The 19,736-nt window shown below is 57.9% G+C and carries 12 protein-coding genes; 6 read left to right on the forward strand and 6 right to left on the reverse strand.

The genetic code is table 11. The annotated features are described in order from the left end of the window. From OGY07_RS17100 to OGY07_RS17115, 4 genes are all read left to right on the forward strand, one after another. Positions 1-5,472, forward strand: a 5,472-nt coding sequence (locus tag OGY07_RS17100; RefSeq protein WP_286601930.1) for a BapA/Bap/LapF family large adhesin, incomplete at its 5' end; no start/stop codon positions are given. A 107-nt stretch (positions 5,473-5,579) separates the two neighbouring features. Then, entirely contained in the window at positions 5,580-7,037 is a 1,458-nt protein-coding gene (locus OGY07_RS17105) for a TolC family protein (RefSeq protein ID WP_286601932.1), read from the forward strand. A 2-nt stretch (positions 7,038-7,039) separates the two neighbouring features. Beyond that, a complete protein-coding gene (locus OGY07_RS17110; protein WP_286601935.1) occupies positions 7,040-9,214 on the forward strand; it encodes a type I secretion system permease/ATPase in 2,175 nt (724 codons plus the stop codon). Next, the gene (locus OGY07_RS17115) at positions 9,214-10,398 is read left to right on the forward strand and encodes an HlyD family type I secretion periplasmic adaptor subunit (protein ID WP_286601937.1); all 1,185 of its coding nucleotides are present in this window, start codon (positions 9,214-9,216) and stop codon (positions 10,396-10,398) included. Before OGY07_RS17110 ends, OGY07_RS17115 begins: the two co-directional genes overlap by 1 nt. A gap of 71 nt (positions 10,399-10,469) precedes the next feature. On the opposite strand, the gene clpA is transcribed toward OGY07_RS17115, so the two are convergent. The 3 genes from clpA to OGY07_RS17130 all read right to left on the reverse strand — a co-directional run bounded on the left by clpA (position 10,470) and on the right by OGY07_RS17130 (position 13,270). Beyond that, a complete protein-coding gene (clpA, locus tag OGY07_RS17120) occupies positions 10,470-12,746 on the reverse strand; it encodes an ATP-dependent Clp protease ATP-binding subunit ClpA (protein ID WP_042284842.1) in 2,277 nt (758 codons plus the stop codon). A 30-nt stretch (positions 12,747-12,776) separates the two neighbouring features. Then, positions 12,777-13,097 (reverse strand): ATP-dependent Clp protease adapter ClpS, encoded by a 321-nt coding sequence (clpS, locus tag OGY07_RS17125; protein ID WP_042284844.1) that lies wholly within the window; start codon positions 13,095-13,097, stop codon positions 12,777-12,779. 98 nt (positions 13,098-13,195) lie between these two features. Continuing rightward, positions 13,196-13,270 (reverse strand): hypothetical protein, encoded by a 75-nt coding sequence (locus OGY07_RS17130; protein WP_217968143.1) that lies wholly within the window; start codon positions 13,268-13,270, stop codon positions 13,196-13,198. Between the two features lie 149 nt (positions 13,271-13,419). Here OGY07_RS17130 and cspD point away from each other — a divergent pair, with 149 nt between their 5' ends. Continuing rightward, the gene (cspD, locus tag OGY07_RS17135; RefSeq protein ID WP_042284847.1) at positions 13,420-13,641 is read left to right on the forward strand and encodes a cold shock-like protein CspD; all 222 of its coding nucleotides are present in this window, start codon (positions 13,420-13,422) and stop codon (positions 13,639-13,641) included. Positions 13,642-13,747: 106 nt separating this feature from the next. Here the strand turns inward: cspD and macB are convergent, their stop codons facing one another. Continuing rightward, complete coding sequence (gene macB, locus OGY07_RS17140; protein WP_286601942.1) at positions 13,748-15,694, reverse strand: macrolide ABC transporter ATP-binding protein/permease MacB; 1,947 nt, start codon at positions 15,692-15,694, stop codon at positions 13,748-13,750. Continuing rightward, positions 15,691-16,809, reverse strand: a complete 1,119-nt coding sequence (gene macA, locus OGY07_RS17145; RefSeq protein ID WP_286601944.1) for a macrolide transporter subunit MacA — start codon at positions 16,807-16,809, stop codon at positions 15,691-15,693. Before macA ends, macB begins: the two co-directional genes overlap by 4 nt. Positions 16,810-16,954: 145 nt before the next feature. On the opposite strand from macA, the gene OGY07_RS17150 reads away from it, so the two are divergent. Further along, positions 16,955-17,905, forward strand: a complete 951-nt coding sequence (locus tag OGY07_RS17150) for a VirK/YbjX family protein (RefSeq protein WP_199956250.1) — start codon at positions 16,955-16,957, stop codon at positions 17,903-17,905. Here OGY07_RS17150 and OGY07_RS17155 read toward each other — a convergent pair. Next, a complete protein-coding gene (locus OGY07_RS17155) occupies positions 17,902-19,560 on the reverse strand; it encodes an ATP-dependent endonuclease (protein WP_042284856.1) in 1,659 nt (552 codons plus the stop codon). The two genes, OGY07_RS17150 and OGY07_RS17155, sit on opposite strands and share 4 nt — an antisense overlap. Between the last annotated feature and the right edge of the window lie 176 nt (positions 19,561-19,736).

Below are 19,736 nucleotides of genomic sequence, written 5' to 3' on the forward strand. Positions count from 1 at the left end.
GACACCGTCATCGGCGAAGCTGTGGTCGATGACCAGGGTAACTGGTCCGTCACCCCGGAGCAGCCGCTGGCCGACGGCGGGCACACCATCACCACCGAAATCACCCGTCCGGACGGTTCGCAGACCAGCAGCGACGTCACTCTTAACATTGATACCACTGCGCCAGCAGGGATCGATCCGTCTGAGGTCGTGATGACCAATGACAGTGGCGAAACCCTCACTACCGGCAGTCCGGTCAAAGACGCTACGCCGACATTCAGCGGCAGTGACGCTGAGCCAGGCAGTACGGTGGTCGTACGTGATAATGGCAACGTTATCGCTTCCGCCGTGGTGGATGAAAACGGCAACTGGTCTGTCACCGCGGAACAACCGCTGGTCGATGGCGAACATAGCCTGACCTGGGAAGCGGTGGATGCGGCTGGCAACGGTAGCGGCGAGTCCGAAGCGGTTATGCTGACGGTCGACAGCGATGCGCCAGAGGCGATCGACCCGGCCAACGTCGTGGTCACTAACGATGCGGGCGAGACGCTTGATATCGGTAGCCCAATTAACGACGCCACGCCGACGCTTAGCGGCAGCGGCGCAGAGCCGGGCAGTACGGTGATCGTACGTGATAAAGGCAGCGAGATCGCCAGAGCGACAGTGGACGATCAGGGCAACTGGACCGTCACCCCGGCAAAACCGCTGGCAGAAGGTGAACACAGCCTGACTTATGAAGTGGCTGATTCCGCCAGCAACAGCAGAGGAGAATCGACACCGGTAGCAGTAACGGTTGATACCGTTGCGCCAGGCGGCGTCGATCTCTCCAGCGTGGTCATTACCAACGAAGCAGGCGAAAATGTCACCGCCAGCGCGACTCAGACCGACAGCGTACTGACCTTCAGCGGCAGCAAACTGGAAGCCGCCACCACGGTTACCGTTTACGACGGCAATCGGGTGATTGGTCAAACGACCGTCGACGCGAACGGCGACTGGCGCTTCACCACTGAGGAAGGGTTAAGCGATGGCGGACACGACATTCACTTCACCGTTTCTGATGCCGCTGGCAACACCAGCGCCCCATCGGAATCCCTGACACTGGAGGTGGCCTCGGTAACCTTTGCCGCAGCGGATAACATCAATACCGAAGCAGCGATCGGCTTCACCTGGCCAACGGAGCAAGGCGCGGACGGTAACGTGGTTAACAGCGGTACCCACACCTTCCACGTCAATGACGGCACCGTTGTCGATCTCAGCGTAACGGCAACCAGCTCCGCAGTACTGAACCTGTTCAGCTCAACCACGCTGACCCTGAGCAAGTACAACTCCAGCACCGGTCAGTGGGAGGCGCTCACCTCCAACGGCGCCAGCAACCTGTTCGGCATGTTCGGACTCGGCGTGCAGACTTCGGACATTACGCTGCCGGGCCTGACGGCGGGCGACTACCGTCTGGAACTTAGCATTGGCGGCCTGAACCTCGGCACCAATATGAGTATCGCCACCCAGGAGACGATTTACCAGCTGGCGGCTGAACCGACTATTACCTCTTACAAAACCGCCGCTGGCAATGTGATGAATGACGTTGACGCCCTCTCCGGCCAGGACGGCGTTCCGCATCCGGCGCAGACCCTGGTAACTTCGGTTTCGGTTACCGGCGCCGACGGCAGCGTCGTCAGCTATGCAGTTAACGCCTCCGGCGCTACGGTGATTGATGGACTGTACGGTAAACTAACCCTCTCGGCGAACGGTGACTACGTTTATGAGCCGAACTATGCGATATCCGCCATCGGTAAATCGGACAGCTTTACCTATACGCTGACCGATGCCGCCACCGGCAACACCGACTCGGCTAACCTCTACATCCATATCAATAGCGACAATGCCGATCTGGACGTGGTGTGGGATAACCTCGAACCGTCTGATAACGCAGTGCTGGATACCGCATCCAGCAACCAGGCGGATGCGAACATCAACCTGGCCTTTGAATCAGAAACGACCAACACTACCGGTACAGTCAGCGTTGGGACGCCGACAACGACTGACGCCTTTACCGTGGGGGAAGGCGACTTTGTGACCGGTTCGCTGACCCTGTCGACTACCCCGGAGTGGATCACCGTCAGCGGTAACGCCATGACCATCCACTATGTTCTGCAACAACAGAATCCGGATGGCAGCTGGAGCACGTACCACTCTGACAGCGTAGTGATCCCGGCCATCACGATGGACGGTAAACAAATCTTCGCGATCGATCTGTCGACGCTGACCCTGGGCGAAGGTACCTACCGCTACTCAATCTCTACTGAGCAGGCAGGGGGAGTGCTTGGCGCAACGGTGAGCCTCAACGTAGCCATGAACGCCACCGTGGTCAGCTCCACCGACTATGTAATACAGAGCTACACCGAAGCTACCGGAAACGTATTAAGCGATGAAGGAACCGACGGTACCATCGACCATCTGAGCTCGATCTATACGCTGATGTACGTCCAGGCGGGCGACACCAGCGCCAATACCAGCCTCACGGACTACACGCTGGTCACCGAGAGCGGCGTGAAGGTGGAGGGTCAGTACGGTACGCTGACTATCTATAACAACGGCGAATATGTCTATCAGCCGACGGCGATCCAGGTGTCTGAAGGCGCGCAGGATGTCTTTACCTATGCCCTGAAAGGCGCTAACGGGGTAGTGGTGACAGCAACCGTCACCATTAACCTCGGTGTGTCTATTGAGGGCGTCAGCGGCGGCCCGCTGGTGTTCGATGGCAACATTGCTGACGATGTGTTTGAGGTGTATGACACCGCCTTTACGTCACTTGACGGTAAAGACGGATATGACACCCTGGCGTGGAAAGGCAGCACGGATCTGGTGCTGAGCGACGTTGCGCAAAAGGTCAGCCATATTGAAGCTATCGATCTCGGCCTGGACGGCGTTTCCCGCAACGTGGTGGTTGACGCAGAGTCGGTTGCGGCAGTCACCAATGAGAGTAACAGCCTGTATATTAGCGGCCAGCGCAACGATACCGTGACGACGGTCGGTCACTGGACCTTTGTCTCGACAGAGGTGATTGACAGCGTGTTCTACAACCGCTACGTCAGCACCACCGAGGATGGCACGCAGGTCTGGCTGAATATTCCGAAAGATGTCTCGTTCATGTATTCGCCGCAGACCGTGACGGGGGGGATTGACGTCATGACCGACGCCATTTCCGTTGGCAGCGAGCTTAACGACGTCTTTAATGCCAACAATACCGCCTTTAAGCAGATCGACGGCGGCGACGGTCAGGATACGCTGGTATGGAAAGGCAGCGATACCCTGACGCTGGCGGATATCGCCGGTAAGGTGTCGAACATCGAGGTGCTGGATTTTGGCCAGGACGGCGCGGCGGATAAGGTGATTATTGATGCGGCGTCAGTCGCGGCAATCACCGACGCGCAGAACACGCTCTGGCTGAAAGGCGAAAGCGCAGACGCCATCACGCTCTCCGGAACATGGCTTGCGGTGGGCGTTGAGATAGTCGATACCGTCGCTTACGCTCATTACACCAGCACCGCGCCGGACGGTACAACGGTCAATCTGTATGTCGATGCCGCAATTGTATCGGGACGACTGACAACGACCGGAAGCGAAAGCGCATCGCAATCCAACGATGCCGACATCACCGCCCAGGTGACGCTGCAACATGACGAAATGGCTAACACCGGGACGCTGGCCACAGCGGCAACCAGCTCGTTCACCAGCGATACCTTTACGGTTGGCGCGACGAGCGATCTGCAGGATGTCACCATCCATGTCAGCGGCAGCGGCGTCAACGCCGCCGCCAACAGCGTTAATGTCAGTTGGTCCCTGCAGCATTACAACACCGTCACCTATCAGTGGGAGACAGTGCAGAACGGCACGCAGGCGATCGCCGACGGCAATGACCTGTCAGTCAGCCTGCACGGACTGAATGCGGGCGAATACCGGGTCGTGCTGGATGCCACCCAGAGCGGCGTTAACAACATATTGTGGATAGGCTATAACGCTCTGAGCTACAACGTCTCGGCGAACATTGTCAGCACCACTGCCTACACGGTAACCAGCAGTTCCAGCATCGGCGGTAGCGTGTTGGACAACGCCACGGACAACTCTCTGCTGGTGAAATCGATGGCGGCAGGCATCGTCACCGGTGCGGCCAGCTACGTGATCGTCACCGCGGCCGGCGCCTCCGTGGAAGGTACCTACGGCACACTGACGTTGCATAACGACGGCACCTACACCTACGCCCTGAAAGCCGATTCGACCATTAAGCTGAGCGGCAGTCAGGACACCTTCACCTACGTACTGTCTGACAACAGCTCCCACACCCTGACGCTGACGATGGGCGTGGCGGTAGATGGCAAACAGGGCGGCGAGCTGATCCTTGAAGGCACCGTCGGCGACGACAGCTTTACGGTCTACGACACCGACTTCCGGGTGGTAAACGGGGGTGATGGTCACGACGCGCTGGTGTGGAACGGCAGCGGCAACCTTAATCTCAACGAAGTTGCCAGTCGGGTGCATGACATTGAGGTGATTAATCTGCAGCACAACGACAGCGCGGCCACGCTCTCTCTGACGGCGGAAGACATCATCAGAGTAACCGATGACGTCAACACGCTGTATGTGCGCGGCGGCAGCGAAGACACCATCGCTCTGCAGGGCGTCTGGGAACGCAACGGCGAAACGACGCTGAACAACATCGACTACGTGCAGTGGACCCACATCCAGCCGGACGGCACGGTGGTGAACCTGTACGTCGAGAGGGGCGTGACCTTCGTCGAGGTGGCTAACGCCGTCACCGGCGACGTCACGCCGGAAAGCAGCGATGTCACGGTTACCTCCGTCAGCTTTAACGGCGCAGAGACCGTCGTCGGCAACGACGGCGCCACCATCATCGGTAACGGGGGCACCTTCACCATCGACGGCGACGGTAATTACGCCTGGACCCCTAACGCGTCCGCACAGCACGCTGGCGTATCAGAAAGCTACAGCTACACGCTTTCCAACGGGACGACGTCGACCCTGACGTTCACCACCGGCATCAACGTCGACGGTAGCGAAGGCGGCGAGTTGGTCTTCAACGGCTCCCGGGCTGACGATGTGTTCGACGTCTATGACACCGACTTCGTGATGCTCAACGGCGATAACGGCAGCGACACGCTGAGCTGGCACAGCAGTCAGCCTCTCGATCTCAGCACCATCTCCGCGAAGGTGAAAAATATCGAGAAGATCGACCTGCTGAACAACAGCGAGAACGATTCGCTGAACCTCAGCGTCCAGAGCGTGCTCAACGTGACCGACAGCCAAAACACCCTCTATGTGGACGGTGGAAACGGCGACACGGTAACGCTGAACGGAAGCTGGCAGTCGTCGGGGGTACAACTGGTCAATGGCATCAGCTACAACCTCTACACCGCGACCGCCACCGACGGTTTGCTGGTGCAACTGTACGTAAACGACGATGTTGGCATTAGCTAAGCGTTAATCCTGAGAAGGCTGGCCTGCGGGCCAGCCTCTTTCAGCGTGAGTATTGACCGAGCGCCGTGGTCTTAAGCGCCACGGTGCACTCATTAAATGTGGATGTGATGAATAAAAATAAAATAACGCTTATCGCCGCTTTGCTGACGCTTTCCGTCAGCGCATATAGTCAGGGCATCAACAGTACCAACGAAGGCGCCAGCGGATTCTGGGGCGCGTTTAATAACTATCAGCCTGATGGCGGCAAAGCCGTCGCCGCGCCGGATAACGACGGTCTGGTCAGTACTCCGGCAACCCGCCGGATCGGCAACCAGCATAACGGCATGAATGACAACGCATGGTGGAGCATGATCCACGATGCGGTGATGTACCACCCGTCAATTCGCAGCGAAATCGCCACCCTTGACGCGGCGGGATTTAATATTGACGTGGCCGCCGCCGGTTACTTGCCGACGCTCAGCGCTGGCGTCACCTCCGGCCGCCAGCAAGACGAGGCCTCCGGCCATATCGCCACCGTCGGCCTGTCGCAAATGCTCTATGACTTCGGAAAAACCGGCAGTACCGTTGATGAGGCCACGGCGAAATACATTGAGCAAAAGAGCGGCGTGCTGGAGCAAATCGATGACATCGTGCGTAAGACTGCGCTGACGCTGAACGAAGCGCACCGCGACCGCCAGTTGCTGGAAATTGCCGAACAGCACGTGCTCGCGGTAAATGACGTCTGGCAATTGACCCAACTGCGCGCCGAAGCGGGCGCCAGCTCAAGTATCGACCCGATCCAGGCCGACGCGCGAGTGAAAGAGGCGCAGGCCGGAGCGCACAACGCGGCCATTAAGCTGCAACAACAGGAGGAGCAACTGGCGTTTCTGCTCGGCTATCGCCAGCCGGCGCAAGCCATTCCCTCGCCAGCAGAGGTCTTTACCCGCGCGCTGCCGACCGATGTTGACGCCTCGCTCAACCCAACGCTGCTTAAGGCGCAGGCCGGACTGGCGGTGGCGCAGGCGGGACTGCGTAACGCCAAAGCGCAGAACTACCCCACCGTCTCGCTGGAGATGAACTCCAACCGCTATCTGGGCGATATCTCTCACTACCAGAGCCACGACCACTATAACAACGTCTACGTATCGGTCAGCGGCAAACTGTACCAGGGCGGCGCGCTGCAGGCGCAGCAGAACGCCAGCGCCAGCGCGCTGGCCGCCGCGAAAACCAACATTGAGAAGGTCCGTCTCAGCATCGCCGACGAGCAGCGCGACTACCTGACCCGCATTGACGGACTCCAGCGCAATATCGAGATCCTCAGCGGGCGACTGGAAACCATTATTCGCACCCGTGAGCTTTACAGAATGCAGTACCTGTCGCTCGGCACGCGCAACGTGCTGGATCTGCTTAATGCGGAGCAGGAAATCAGCCGCTCGCAGCAGGATCTGATCAACGCCCGCCACGATCTGTGGAGCGCGGCGATCGGCTACCTGGCGTCGTCAGGATTAGCCAGGCGCTATTTCGGCCTGGAAAACAGCAGCCTCGGTGGTTTTACCATTGAAGCCGCTCAGTCAGAAAGGAAATAAATATGACGGACAAACAGGCAGACACGGACGCTGGCGGCGCGCCGCCGCGCCACTATAACGACTGGCTGGCGCTACTCATCCTTATCGCCCGTTTCTACCGTATCGACGGCTCCGCCGAGCGGGTGCGCAATGAGGCCGAATGGCGGCACACGCAGATGAAGGAAGAGGCGCTGGTGGAAATGATGGCTCGCCATCTTGGGTTATGCGCCATCTTCGACCGCTTTGATGATGGGCTACTCGACCCGTGGCGGCTGCCGATGATCGTCGATTTCGGCGAGCGGGGACTGGGCGTGATTGAGGCGATCTCCACCGATGGCGAGGTCGAAGTGCGCTTCAGCGGCGAAACGCCGCTGGCGACCCGCCTTACCCGCCAGCAGGTCTGCGAAGCGGCAAAACGGGTGGTGCGGGTCAAGCCGGAAAAGGCGGTGCCGGATGCTCGCGTCGACGATTACATTAAGCCTTACGAAGAGAACTGGCTGCGACGCACCATCCTTCAGGAGTGGCCCGGCTACATCAACGTGATGGCGGCTTCGCTGGTGGCGAACGTACTGACCCTGTCGGCGATGCTGTTCTCAATGCAGGTGTACGATCGGGTGATCCCGGCCCAGTCGACGCCGACGCTGTGGGTGCTGTTCAGCGGCGTGGCGATAGCGATGACCTTCGTCTACGTCATGCGCATGGCGCGGACGTGGATCTCCGATACCCTCGGCAAGCGCGCCGACGTGCGCATCTCGGATCGCGTTTTCGGCCACGCCCTGCGGCTGCGCAGCGAAGCGCGGCCTAAATCCACCGGCTCCTTTATTGCCCAGATCCGCGAACTGGAACAGATCCGCGAGCTTATTACCTCCACCACCATCGGGGCGATAGCCGATCTGCCCTTTTCCCTGCTGTTCCTCGCCCTGCTGTGGCTGATGGGCGGCTGGCTGGCGCTGGTGCCGCTGGTGGCGATCCCCTTGATCGTGCTGCCGGGACAACTGCTACAGCCGGCGCTGGCGAAGCTGTCACGGGAAACCATGCGCGAGTCGGCGCTGCGTAACGCGATTCTGGTCGAGTCGGCGCAGGCGCTGGACGACATTAAATCCCTGCGCGCCGAACCTTACTTTCAGAACCAGTGGAATCACCTGACCGCAACCATTGGCGATACCGCCCGCCGCCAGCGCTTCGTCAGCGGCCTGTTGATCAACTGGACTGCCGAAGTCCAGACCCTCGCCTATGTCACGGTGATCCTGATTGGCGCCTTTTTCGCGATGGAGGGGGAGATCTCCACCGGGGTGCTGATCGGCTGCTCCATGCTGGCGTCGCGCATTATGGCTCCCCTCACCCAACTGGCGATGGTGATGACCCGCTGGCAGCAGGCGAAGGTCGCCCGCGAAGGCGTCGAAAGTCTGCTGAAAAGCGAAGTGGACGCGCCGGAAAACGGCAGTCAGATCGCCCTGAGTAAAATTCATGGCGAGTTTGTCATCAACGATATGCGCTATCGCTACGACGAAGAGTCGTCGGCCAGCGTGCTGGATATCGCCTCGCTGACCATCCGCCCCGGTGAAAAGGTGGCGGTTCTCGGACGCAACGGTTCCGGCAAATCGACGCTGCTGCAACTGCTCTGCGGCCTGCTGCACCCACGCGAAGGCACGCTGCTGCTCGACGGGGTAAAAATGGCTTCCGTCGATCCGCAGTGCATACGCCGCGACGTGGCGTACCTCAGCCAACAGTCGGCGCTGTTCTACGGCACCGTCAAGCAGAACCTGCTGCTCGGCGCCCCCACCGCCAGCGATGAGCAGATCCTCGCCGCGCTGGAGCTGAGCGGCGCTATCCACTGCGTGCGCAGCCTGCCGGAAGGGCTCGACTACCTGCTGATGGAAGGGGGACGCGGCTTGTCCGGCGGCCAGCGCCAGCAGCTGTTGCTGGCCCGTACCCTGCTGCGCGATCCGCAGATTCTGATTCTGGACGAGCCGACCGCCTGGCTTGACGATGGCATGGAGAAACACATCGTTGACGGATTGAAGCAATGGCTGGGACAACGCACGCTGATTGTCGCCACTCATCGCCCGGCGGTGCTGCAACTGACGGAGCGCGTGCTGTTTATCGAAAACGGCAAAATCATGCGCGACGGCAGCAAAGAGAAAATTCTGCGCCCATCGCCGCATCCGGCAACGGTGAAATCCCAGGAGGTGGCGTGATGAACGGATTTGAAAAAGCAGGCAGCGGGCTGCGCTGGCTGCGACGACACTTTTTCGGCATGGGGCAGAGCGTTATCTGGCTATGCGTACTGCTGCTGGGGCTGTTCTGGCTGTGGGCCTGCATGTTTCGTCTCGATGAGGTTACCACCGGCACCGGTAAAATTATCCCCAGCGCCCGCGAGCAGCTGATTCAGTCGCTGGAAGGCGGGCTCCTCACCGAGATGAAGGTACAGGAAGGCGATATCGTGCAGGCAGGCCAGGTGCTGGCGCGGCTCGATCCGACCATCGCAGGCGCGGGAGTGGATGAGGCGCAAGGGAAACTGCGCGCGGCGCTGGCGATGCTCGCCCGGCTGCACGCCGAGGTGGATGGCACGCCGCTGACGTTTCCACCGGAGCTGAAGGGATTTCCTCAACTGCTGGAGGATGAAACGTCGCTGTACCATTCGCGGCAGAATAACCTGAAGGCGTCGCTGAGCGGCCTGCAGGACGGGCTGGCGCTGGTCAATAAAGAGCTGCGCCTGACGGCGTCGCTGGTCGCTAAAGGGGCGGCGAGCGATGTGGAAGTACTGCGTCTGCGGCGCCAGGCCAACGATCTGCAGTCGAAGATTGACGACACGCGTAATCAGTATATCGTCAAGGCGCGCGAGGAGCTGGCGAAGGCCGCCGCCGAGGTGGAAGAACAGAAGTCGGTGATCCGCGGTCGCGCCGACTCGCTTAAGCGCACCACGCTGTACGCGCCAGTGAAGGGGATCGTCAAAAACATTGAGGTCAACACCATCGGCGGCGTGGTACAGCCGCGCGGCAACGTGATGGAGATCGTGCCGATCGACGATCGGTTGCTGGTGGAGGTGGAGATCTCGCCGCGCGACGTGGCCTTTATTACGCCGGGCCAGAGAGCGAAGGTGAAGCTTACCGCCTATGACTACCACATTTACGGCGGACTAGAGGGCAAAGTGGTCTTTATCTCGCCAGATACGATTCAGGATGAGGTGCACCGCGACAGGTACTATTACCGGGTTTACGTCAGAACCGAGAAGGATTATCTGACCAACCAGTTGGGCAAACATTTTCCGCTCTATCCGGGCATGATCGCTACCGCTGATATCCATACCGGTAGCAAGACCATCATGGAGTACTTGATTAAACCGTTGAACCGCGCCCGCGAGGCGTTGCGCGAACGGTAATCCGCAAGCCATCAGGCAGACGAAAAAAACCGGGCTTTTTCACGCCCGGTTTATTCATTATGCAAAAGAGATTAATGCGCTGCTTCCGGCTTGTGCTTCTGCGCACTCTGGAAGCCGTAGGTTAGCTCATTTTTCTCTTTATCCAGTTCGACGGTCACCTGGCCGCCATCCACCAGCGAGCCAAACAGCAGCTCGTTAGCCAGCGGTTTTTTCAGGTTGTCCTGAATCACGCGCGCCATTGGACGTGCGCCCATCGCCCGGTCGTAGCCCTTCTCAGCCAACCAGTTACGCGCGTCCTGGCTCACTTCCAAAGAAACGCCTTTCTGATCCAGTTGAACCTGCAACTCGACAATGAACTTATCGACCACCTGATGGATCACCTCGGTAGAGAGGTGCTCGAACCAGATAATATTATCGAGACGGTTACGGAACTCCGGCGTAAACACCTTCTTGATTTCACTCATCGCGTCGGTGCTGTTGTCCTGATGAATCAGGCCAATCGATTTACGCTCGGTTTCCCGCACGCCAGCGTTGGTGGTCATCACCAGCACCACGTTGCGAAAATCCGCTTTACGCCCGTTGTTGTCCGTTAACGTGCCGTTGTCCATCACCTGTAACAACAGGTTAAAGACGTCCGGGTGCGCTTTCTCGATCTCATCGAGCAGCAGCACCGCATGAGGATGCTTGATCACCGCATCCGTCAGCAGACCGCCCTGATCAAAGCCAACGTATCCCGGAGGCGCGCCAATCAGACGGCTAACGGTGTGGCGCTCCATATACTCGGACATATCAAAGCGCAGCAGTTCAATCCCCAGCGCTTTAGAGAGCTGCACCGTCACCTCGGTTTTCCCCACCCCGGTCGGACCGGCGAACAGGAAGGAACCGACTGGCTTATGCTCGTGTCCCAGACCCGCGCGGCTCATCTTGATGGCTTCGGTCAGCGCCTCAATGGCTTTGTCCTGACCAAAGACCAGCATTTTCAGGCGATCGCCAAGATTTTTCAGCGTATCGCGATCGCTCTGCGAAACGCTTTTCTCCGGAATACGCGCAATGCGCGCCACCACCGATTCGATATCCGCCACGTTGACGGTTTTCTTACGCTTGCTGACGGGCATCAGTCGCGCACGCGCGCCGGCTTCATCAATAACGTCAATCGCCTTATCCGGCAGATGACGGTCGTTGATGTATTTCACCGCCAGCTCCACCGCTGCGCGTACCGCTTTCGCGGTGTAGCGAACGTCGTGGTGTGCTTCGTACTTCGGCTTCAGGCCATTGATGATCTGTACCGTTTCGTCCACAGACGGCTCAGTAATATCGATTTTCTGGAAGCGACGCGCCAGGGCGCGGTCTTTCTCGAAAATATTGCTGAACTCCTGATAGGTGGTCGAGCCAATCACGCGGATCTTGCCGCTGGACAGCAGCGGTTTGATCAGGTTTGCCGCATCCACCTGGCCACCCGATGCCGCGCCGGCGCCGATAATGGTGTGGATCTCATCGATAAACAGGATGCTGTTGGTGTCCTGTTCTAACTGCTTGAGAAGCGCTTTAAAGCGTTTTTCAAAGTCGCCGCGGTATTTGGTGCCCGCCAGCAACGAACCGATATCCAGCGAGTAGAGAGTGCAATCAGCCATCACTTCCGGCACGTCGCCCTGGACGATACGCCAGGCGAGTCCTTCGGCAATGGCTGTTTTACCGACGCCAGACTCCCCCACCAGCAGCGGGTTGTTTTTACGACGGCGGCACAGCACCTGAATGGCGCGCTCAAGCTCTTTTTCACGGCCAATCAGCGGATCGATACCGCCAACGCGTGCAAGCTGGTTAAGGTTAGTGGTGAAGTTCTCCATACGTTCCTCCCCGCCAGCTTGTTCATCGCTATTCGGCTGATTACCAGGGTCAGAAGTCTGACCCGGTTCATCTTTACGCGTACCGTGAGAAATAAAGTTGACCACATCGAGACGGCTCACCTCGTGCTTGCGCAGCAGATAGGCCGCCTGAGACTCCTGTTCACTAAAGATGGCAACCAGTACATTGGCGCCAGTCACTTCGCTGCGTCCGGAAGACTGTACGTGGAAAACCGCGCGCTGCAACACGCGCTGAAAACTCAACGTCGGCTGCGTATCGCGTTCTTCTTCACTGGCAGGCAGAACGGGTGTGGTTTGTTCAATGAAGGCTTCGAGTTCCTGACGGAGCGCCACAAGGTCCACGGAACACGCTTCCAGCGCTTCGCGGGCCGAGGGGTTACTGAGCAGCGCCAGTAACAAGTGCTCGACGGTCATAAACTCATGACGGTGCTCGCGCGCTCTGGCGAAAGCCATGTTTAAACTGAGTTCCAGTTCTTGATTGAGCATAGGCACCTCCCCCAATTTTTATGCCTGCATTCAGGCTTTTTCCAGCGTACACAGCAACGGATGCTCGTTCTCCCTTGCATATTTGTTCACCATCGCCACTTTGGTCTCCGCGACCTCTGCGGTAAACACGCCGCAGATGGCTTTGCCCTGATAGTGAACCGCAAGCATCAGTTGCGTTGCACGTTCTACATCATAAGAAAAGAATTTCTGTAACACGTCAATAACAAACTCCATCGGAGTATAATCATCATTGACTAATATCACTTTATACATAGATGGCGGTTTTAGCGCGTCGCGCACTTTATCTGCCGCCAGCTGGTCGAAATCCAGCCAGTCGTTCGTCTTACCCATTGTCAGTCGTCATCTTCGGTTACGGTTACCGGCAGTCTGGACTGCCGCTGACGGGAGCGGATTTGCACTATCAATCTACCTCAAGTAACAGATAACTATCATCTATCACTGGCATCCGCGACATCTGTCACATTACGGCAAATAGCGTTAACTGCTTCAAATTTTTGATTCATTTTTACCCAAACTACCCTGTCAAACGCTTGACGCCTGGCCTGATTTCTCTAAATTGTAGTTTTGAGAGTTGGCGAGGTTTTATACAGCCCCCACTCCACCACCGGTTCATTCCATCTTACTTATAAAGATTCACGAAGGATGTCGAAGCATGGAAACGGGTACTGTTAAGTGGTTCAACAATGCCAAAGGGTTTGGATTCATCTGCCCTGAAGGCGGCGGCGAAGATATTTTCGCTCATTATTCCACCATTCAGATGGATGGTTACAGAACGCTAAAAGCCGGACAGTCTGTCCAGTTTGATGTACACCAGGGGCCAAAAGGCAATCACGCCAGCGTCATCGTGCCCATCGAGGCAGAAGCTGTTGCATAGCTCTACTGTCTCATTGTGTACATCCCGCAGATAAAATGCCAGCCCGATCGGCTGGCATTTTTATTTTGCGTCAGGCAACGCGGGGTTAACCGCCCTACGATGCCGTTTATTCCCGCGCCAGCGCATCTACCGGATCCAGCCGCGCCGCGTTTCGCGCGGGCAACCAGCCGAACAGGATGCCGGTCACGGTCGAGCACATAAACGCCGTCAACAGCGCCACCGGCGAGAAACCAATCTCCCAGCCCGGCAGGAACAGTTGCAGCGTAAAGGCAATCAGCATCGACAGGGTAATCCCGAGCGCCCCGCCGACCAGGCAGACCAGAACCGCCTCAATCAAAAACTGTTGCAGCACGTCGCTGGCGCGCGCGCCAACCGCCATGCGAATGCCTATCTCCCGCGTCCGTTCGGTCACCGACACCAGCATAATGTTCATCACGCCAATCCCGCCAACCACCAGCGAAATGACCGCTACCAGCGTCAGGAACAACTGAAGAGTACGTGTGGTCTTTTCAGCGGTTTTCAAGACGCCGTCCATGTTCCAGGTGAAGAAATCTTTTTTCCCATGTCGCAAGGTCAGCAGTCGGGTGAGTTGCTGCTCGGCCTGCGCGCTGTCAAACCCGTCCTTCACCCGCACGGTGATCGAGTTCAGCCACGACTGTCCCATAATGCGCCCGGACATGGTGCTGTAGGGCAGCCAGACGCGAAGAATTTTACTGCTGCCGAACATTGACTGTTTTTCTTCCGCCACGCCAATAACCGTCGCGGGCATATTGCCTACCAGAATCACTTCGCCCACCACGCTCGCTTTATGCGGAAACAACTGACGCCGGGTATTGCTGTCCACCACCACCACCTGCGCCCGACCGTTAAGCTGTTCACGGTTGAAGGTGTTCCCCTCGCTGAAGGTCATCCCGTATACGTTAAAGTAGTCGCCGCTGACGCCGTTAGCGCTGGCCGCCACATCGGTATTGCCATAGCGCAGACGTAAATTCTGCGACACGGCAGGCGTCGCCGAGGTCACCCACGGCTGCTTCTGGATGGCGCTGAGATCGTCATACTTCAGCGACTGCTGGTATTGCGGGTCGTCGTCGCCAAAATCTTTGCCGGGATAGATATCAATGGTGTTGGTGCCAATGGCGCGGATATCGGCCAGCACCAGCTGTTTCGCCGCGTCACCGACCACCACAATCGACACCACTGACGCGATGCCGATAATAATCCCGAGCATGGTCAGCAAGGTGCGCATTTTATTCGCCGCTAACGCCCGCCAGGACATGGTGAGCGCTTCGCGAAATCCGCTGACAAACTGGCTCCACCCGGATGCCGTTTTCACCGTCGGCTCCTGGATGCCTTTTCCCTGCCGGGGGGACTGCGACGGGGGATTACGCACAATTTCGCCGTCATGAATTTCAATCACCCGCTCAGCCTGTGCGGCAACCTGCGGATCGTGGGTGACGATAATCACCGTGTGCCCGCGATCGCGCAACTGGTGCAGGATCGCCATCACCTCTTCGCCGGAGCGACTGTCGAGCGCACCGGTCGGTTCGTCAGCCAGGATCACCTGCCCGCCATTCATCAGCGCACGCGCGATACTGACACGCTGCTGTTGTCCGCCGGACAGCTGCGAAGGCTGATAGTCCAGGCGATCGCCCAGCCCGAGCCGCTGGAGCAGTTCCTGAGCGCGGGCCAGACGTTGCTTACGCTCGGTACCGGCATAGACGGCGGGCACTTCGACATTTTGCGCCGCCGTCAGGTGCGACAACAGGTGGTAACGCTGGAAGATAAAGCCAAAATGCTCGCGGCGCAGCTGCGCCAACGCATCGCTGTCTAAGGTCGACACGTCGCGCCCCGCCACCCGGTAGGTGCCGCTGGTGGGCTTATCGAGGCAGCCAAGAATGTTCATCAACGTCGATTTACCGGAGCCGGACGCGCCGACAATCGCGACCATCTCCCCGGCGTTGATTTGCAGAGTGATGCCTTTGAGCACCTCCACCTGCTCCTCACCGGAGGGATAACTGCGACGGATATTGCTCAGCTCAAGCAGCGCCGTCATTGCGCCGCTCCTGGCTTGCCTTCGCTGATAACCACTTCCTCACCCGCTTCCAGCCCTTTGATAATCTCGACATCGGTGTCATTACGCGCGCCAATTGACACTTCCCGCTCGCGGCTTTCGCCGTTACGCAGCAAGGTGATTTTGTAACGGTTATCGCCCACCGGGTCGCCCAGCGCGGAGAGCGGTATAGTCAGCACATTTTTCACGTCGGTGAGCTGGATATGCACCTGGGCGGTCATATCCAGCCGCAGAATGCCTTTTGGGTTCGGTACTTCAAACCGGGCGTAATAGAAAATCGCGTCGTTAACTTTTTCCGGTGTCGGCAGAACGTCTTTCAGCACCCCTTCATAACGGGTTTGCGGATCGCCCAGTACGGTAAACCATGCCTTCTGTCCCGGCCTGAGGTGAATCACGTCCGCCTCAGACACCTGCGCCTTCACCAGCATGGTGCTCATATCCGCCAGCGTCAGGATATTTGGCGCCTGCTGCGCCGCGATAACCGTCTGCCCCTGCAGGGTGGTGATTTGGGTCACTTCGCCGGCCATTGGCGCGACGATACGCGTATAGTCGAGATTGGTTTTAGCGGTATCCAGGGAGGCCTGATTACGCTTGATTTGGGCATCGATGGTGCCGATCTGCGCCTGCTTAACGGCCATTTCCGTCGCGGCGGTGTCGAGATCCTGCTGCGAGACGGCCTGGGTTTTTGCCAACTGCTGTTGTCGGGAGAGCGTGACCCGCGCCAGCTTCAGCTCGGCTTCAGCTTGCTGGCGCTGGGCGCGAAGCTCCATCAGCGTCGCTTCCACTTCTTTGATCTGGTTTTCCGCTTGCTCCGGGTCGATAACCCCCAGCAGTTGATCTTTTTTCACCTTATCGCCAATCGCCACCGACAACGTTTTCAACTGCCCGCTCACCTGGGCGCCGACGTCAACTTTACGCAGCGCATCCAGTTTACCGGTGGCGAGCACACTCTGCTGAAGATCGCCCGGACGGACGATCAGCGTCTGATACGTTGGCACTGGCGCATTAAGCATCCGCCAGAGGGCAATCGCCCCCAGGATAAGAATGAATATCAGCAGCAGATAGCGCTTTTTAATTTTTTTTCCCTTAATACCCATATTAATCCTGATGGTAGTTTTGCCTGCGAATATCAACCTTATCTAAACAACCCGCAAACGCAAAGGCGCGCGCGGCGGGCATTGATGATTGGTTAAGATTCAGCATGTTTCAATTTTCGCATACATCATGTTGCGGATTTCGATCATGTCACAGATTACTGATAATACCTTCTACCCTTCCGACGTCGCGTCCCCTTTACAATTATTTATGCGCCTGACGCGCGGACAATTACTGCCGGGTAAATTCTGGCGGAAAGCCAGTTTTCGGCGGAAATTTCTTATTCGCTCGCTATTAATGCCGCGGGCAACCAGTCAGTTGTTAGACAATCTGACGCAATGGCCGGAGCTGGACACGCTGTTAACACGCCAGCCGCGCCTGCCGATCCGTCTGCACCGACCGTATATGGCGGTGAATATTAAACGGCACACTGCGCTGAACGCGCTTTGCACGCACTATGAGATGATGCGTAACTTGCTCACCCGCGAGCAGCAGGTCGGTTATTTAAGCCATTACGGCCTCGGTCTGGCACAAATAACCGCGAAAGACGATGCGCCCTTCCAGCTGGATTTAGTCAGCCTCGTCTCCCTGGATAAAGAGGGAGAAAGTACGGTCGTGATTCGTGACGCGCAGAAACGTATTCTGGCAGAAATCACGTTTACCTTCTGCTATTTAAACGGAAAACGTACCCTGTTTATCGGTGGCTTGCAGGGGGCGGCAAACGATGTTCCGCATGAAGTTATACAACAGGCGACCAAAGCCTGTTATGGCCTCTTTCCGAAAAGGATCGTGATGGAAGCGCTGTGCCAGTTTGCCCGGGTTGCGCAGGTCGAGCAGATTCTGGCAGTCAGCAACGCTGTGCATGTCTATCGCAGCTGGCGCTACATGGATAAAAAAACCCAGATGCATGCCGACTATGACGCGTTCTGGTCATCGCTGGGCGGTGAAATGACCGACGCCGGCTATTACGCCCTGCCCTTAACCATTGCACGCAAAAGCGAGGCGGATATCGCCAGTAAAAAACGAGCCGAATACCGTCGCCGCTACGCCCTGCTCGACAGCGTTGTCGAACAGGTGCCCCGCCGCTTTAGCCATTAATCCGCCCGGCCGCGCGCCAGCCACAAGACGCGCGAAAACATTTTGCGCAGTAGCACCGGCACCGCGTCAACGCCGCGCCGTCCGGCCTCTATCGCCACTTCGATGGCTAGATCCGGTTTCGATGAGCGATGGATCGCCTTCGAAATGATTTTACGGATATTCATTGGCACGTTTTCCGGGATCTGCGCCACCCGGTGAAAAACGTCCGAGAAGCCCTGGCGATACATAAAATGTTCCATATCAAGGGCTGGCAGCGCCGTTAAGTGCTCGCGCTCTTCCTCTTTGTCGTTATTCAGCAGACCGCGGACCGTCGCCGCATATTTCTTCCCGGCCTCATCGCCGTCCACCAGCACGTGCCACTCGATCCCCATCCGCCGGGCAAACTTCACCAGCGGCTTCAACCCGGACTGAGCAAACTCGATCACTTTGATCCCTTCAGCGTCAAAATGGTGGCCGCACTGACGGGCCAGTTCGTTGATCACCCAGGTTTCGGTTTCCCCTTCCACCAGCAACCAGCAGCGGGCAAACAGCGAGGAGGCGCGGTTAAAACGAATGTGGAACGCAATACGACGCCCGTCTTCGGGGCTAAGACCACCTGGCCCTAAACGCCAGGCCGCCACGCGGGAAGATTCACGCACCAGGCGGCAGACGTGCTCGACGGGCGTCAGCGACAGCAGTTCACCGGAGTTGGTGGTGGTGATTCGCTGCAGCGGCAGCAGGTTGAGCAGTTGCCAGGCCACTGAGAGCATGATGGGATGCAGGCGGGTTTCCGGATCTTCCACCAGCAGCAGCGGCCTGGCGTCTTTATGCAGTCTGACGGTGCCCTTCGCCTGCAGCAGCGTCGAGAACAGTCCCAGCAGAATCACCCGGTGGGTCCGCCCGCCGGGTCTGTCGATCATCCGGTTAATAATGTCGAGATAGCGCCAGCTGCGCTGTTCGTTGCTCGAACGACGGCGCATTAACCGGTGCCGCGACTGGGACGTTCCCTGCTCGGTAAAGTAATGCTCCAGCAGTTGCACCATTGCTGACAGCCCCTGGCGGATCTGGCCATCGGTCAGGTTTTGCGGACGCGTCGCCAGTTCGCGAGCCAGAAAATCGAGCTGACGAGCGGTGATCTCGACATCTTTGACGTCAGGCACCGTACCGTTACGGATGCGGCGCATAAACCGCGCGTCGCGCAGGCGCAGCACTGGCATTAAACGCACCAGATGCCGCGCCTGGTCATTAATATTGTCCACCGACAGAGGATGACCGTCGCCGTCAAGGAAACTGCGCAGCGTCATCACGCTGCCGTCATCGGCGCTTTCGCCTTCCAGGCGATAAAAGATGCGCTGATAGCCGTCGCGACACGGCGACCAGCAGGCTTCAAGCGGTCGATAACGCCGCACCCGGTGGCGTCCCGGTTGTGATTCGCGAAAGGTCAGGACAATGTGCAAATGTCGCTCACGGCCATTGACATCGCCAGGCGGGAACCAGAAATCGTCGCGGTCAAAGTGATACAGCTCTGACTCAGGCGAAAGCAGCAGCGTCAGCGCGTCAAGGAGACTGGATTTACCCCAGGCGTTTTCGCCAATCAGCACATTGTTTTGCTCCAGCATTAACGACAGCCGATTGATACCGCGAAACCCAACAATCTCAACGCGTTCGAGAATCATGCTTCCTCCAGACAAATGTCACTTTTCCCTTTAGCTTCTCGCAGTATAACGGCAAATGCGCGTCGCGGACGTGACCCGGGTAAAATTAAGCATGCTAATAGACTGATTTATGAACAATTAAGAAGATGAATTATGCTCACTGCCAAATTTAAATAGCCGGATTTTTCGCCGTATAA

Origin of the sequence: Citrobacter sp. Cs237 (genome assembly GCF_030332325.1) — a bacterium.
Classification (GTDB): domain Bacteria; phylum Pseudomonadota; class Gammaproteobacteria; order Enterobacterales; family Enterobacteriaceae; genus Citrobacter_A; species Citrobacter_A sedlakii.

Coding starts and splice junctions, on each gene's coding strand:
- OGY07_RS17105 (WP_286601932.1), top strand. CDS start 5,580: ATGAATAAAAATAAAATAACGCTTATCGCCGCTTTGCTGACGCTTTCC.
- OGY07_RS17110 (WP_286601935.1), top strand. CDS start 7,040: ATGACGGACAAACAGGCAGACACGGACGCTGGCGGCGCGCCGCCGCGC.
- OGY07_RS17115 (WP_286601937.1), top strand. CDS start 9,214: ATGAACGGATTTGAAAAAGCAGGCAGCGGGCTGCGCTGGCTGCGACGA.
- clpA (WP_042284842.1), bottom strand. CDS start 12,746: ATGCTCAATCAAGAACTGGAACTCAGTTTAAACATGGCTTTCGCCAGA.
- clpS (WP_042284844.1), bottom strand. CDS start 13,097: ATGGGTAAGACGAACGACTGGCTGGATTTCGACCAGCTGGCGGCAGAT.
- cspD (WP_042284847.1), top strand. CDS start 13,420: ATGGAAACGGGTACTGTTAAGTGGTTCAACAATGCCAAAGGGTTTGGA.
- macB (WP_286601942.1), bottom strand. CDS start 15,694: ATGACGGCGCTGCTTGAGCTGAGCAATATCCGTCGCAGTTATCCCTCC.
- macA (WP_286601944.1), bottom strand. CDS start 16,809: ATGGGTATTAAGGGAAAAAAAATTAAAAAGCGCTATCTGCTGCTGATA.
- OGY07_RS17150 (WP_199956250.1), top strand. CDS start 16,955: ATGTCACAGATTACTGATAATACCTTCTACCCTTCCGACGTCGCGTCC.
- OGY07_RS17155 (WP_042284856.1), bottom strand. CDS start 19,560: ATGATTCTCGAACGCGTTGAGATTGTTGGGTTTCGCGGTATCAATCGG.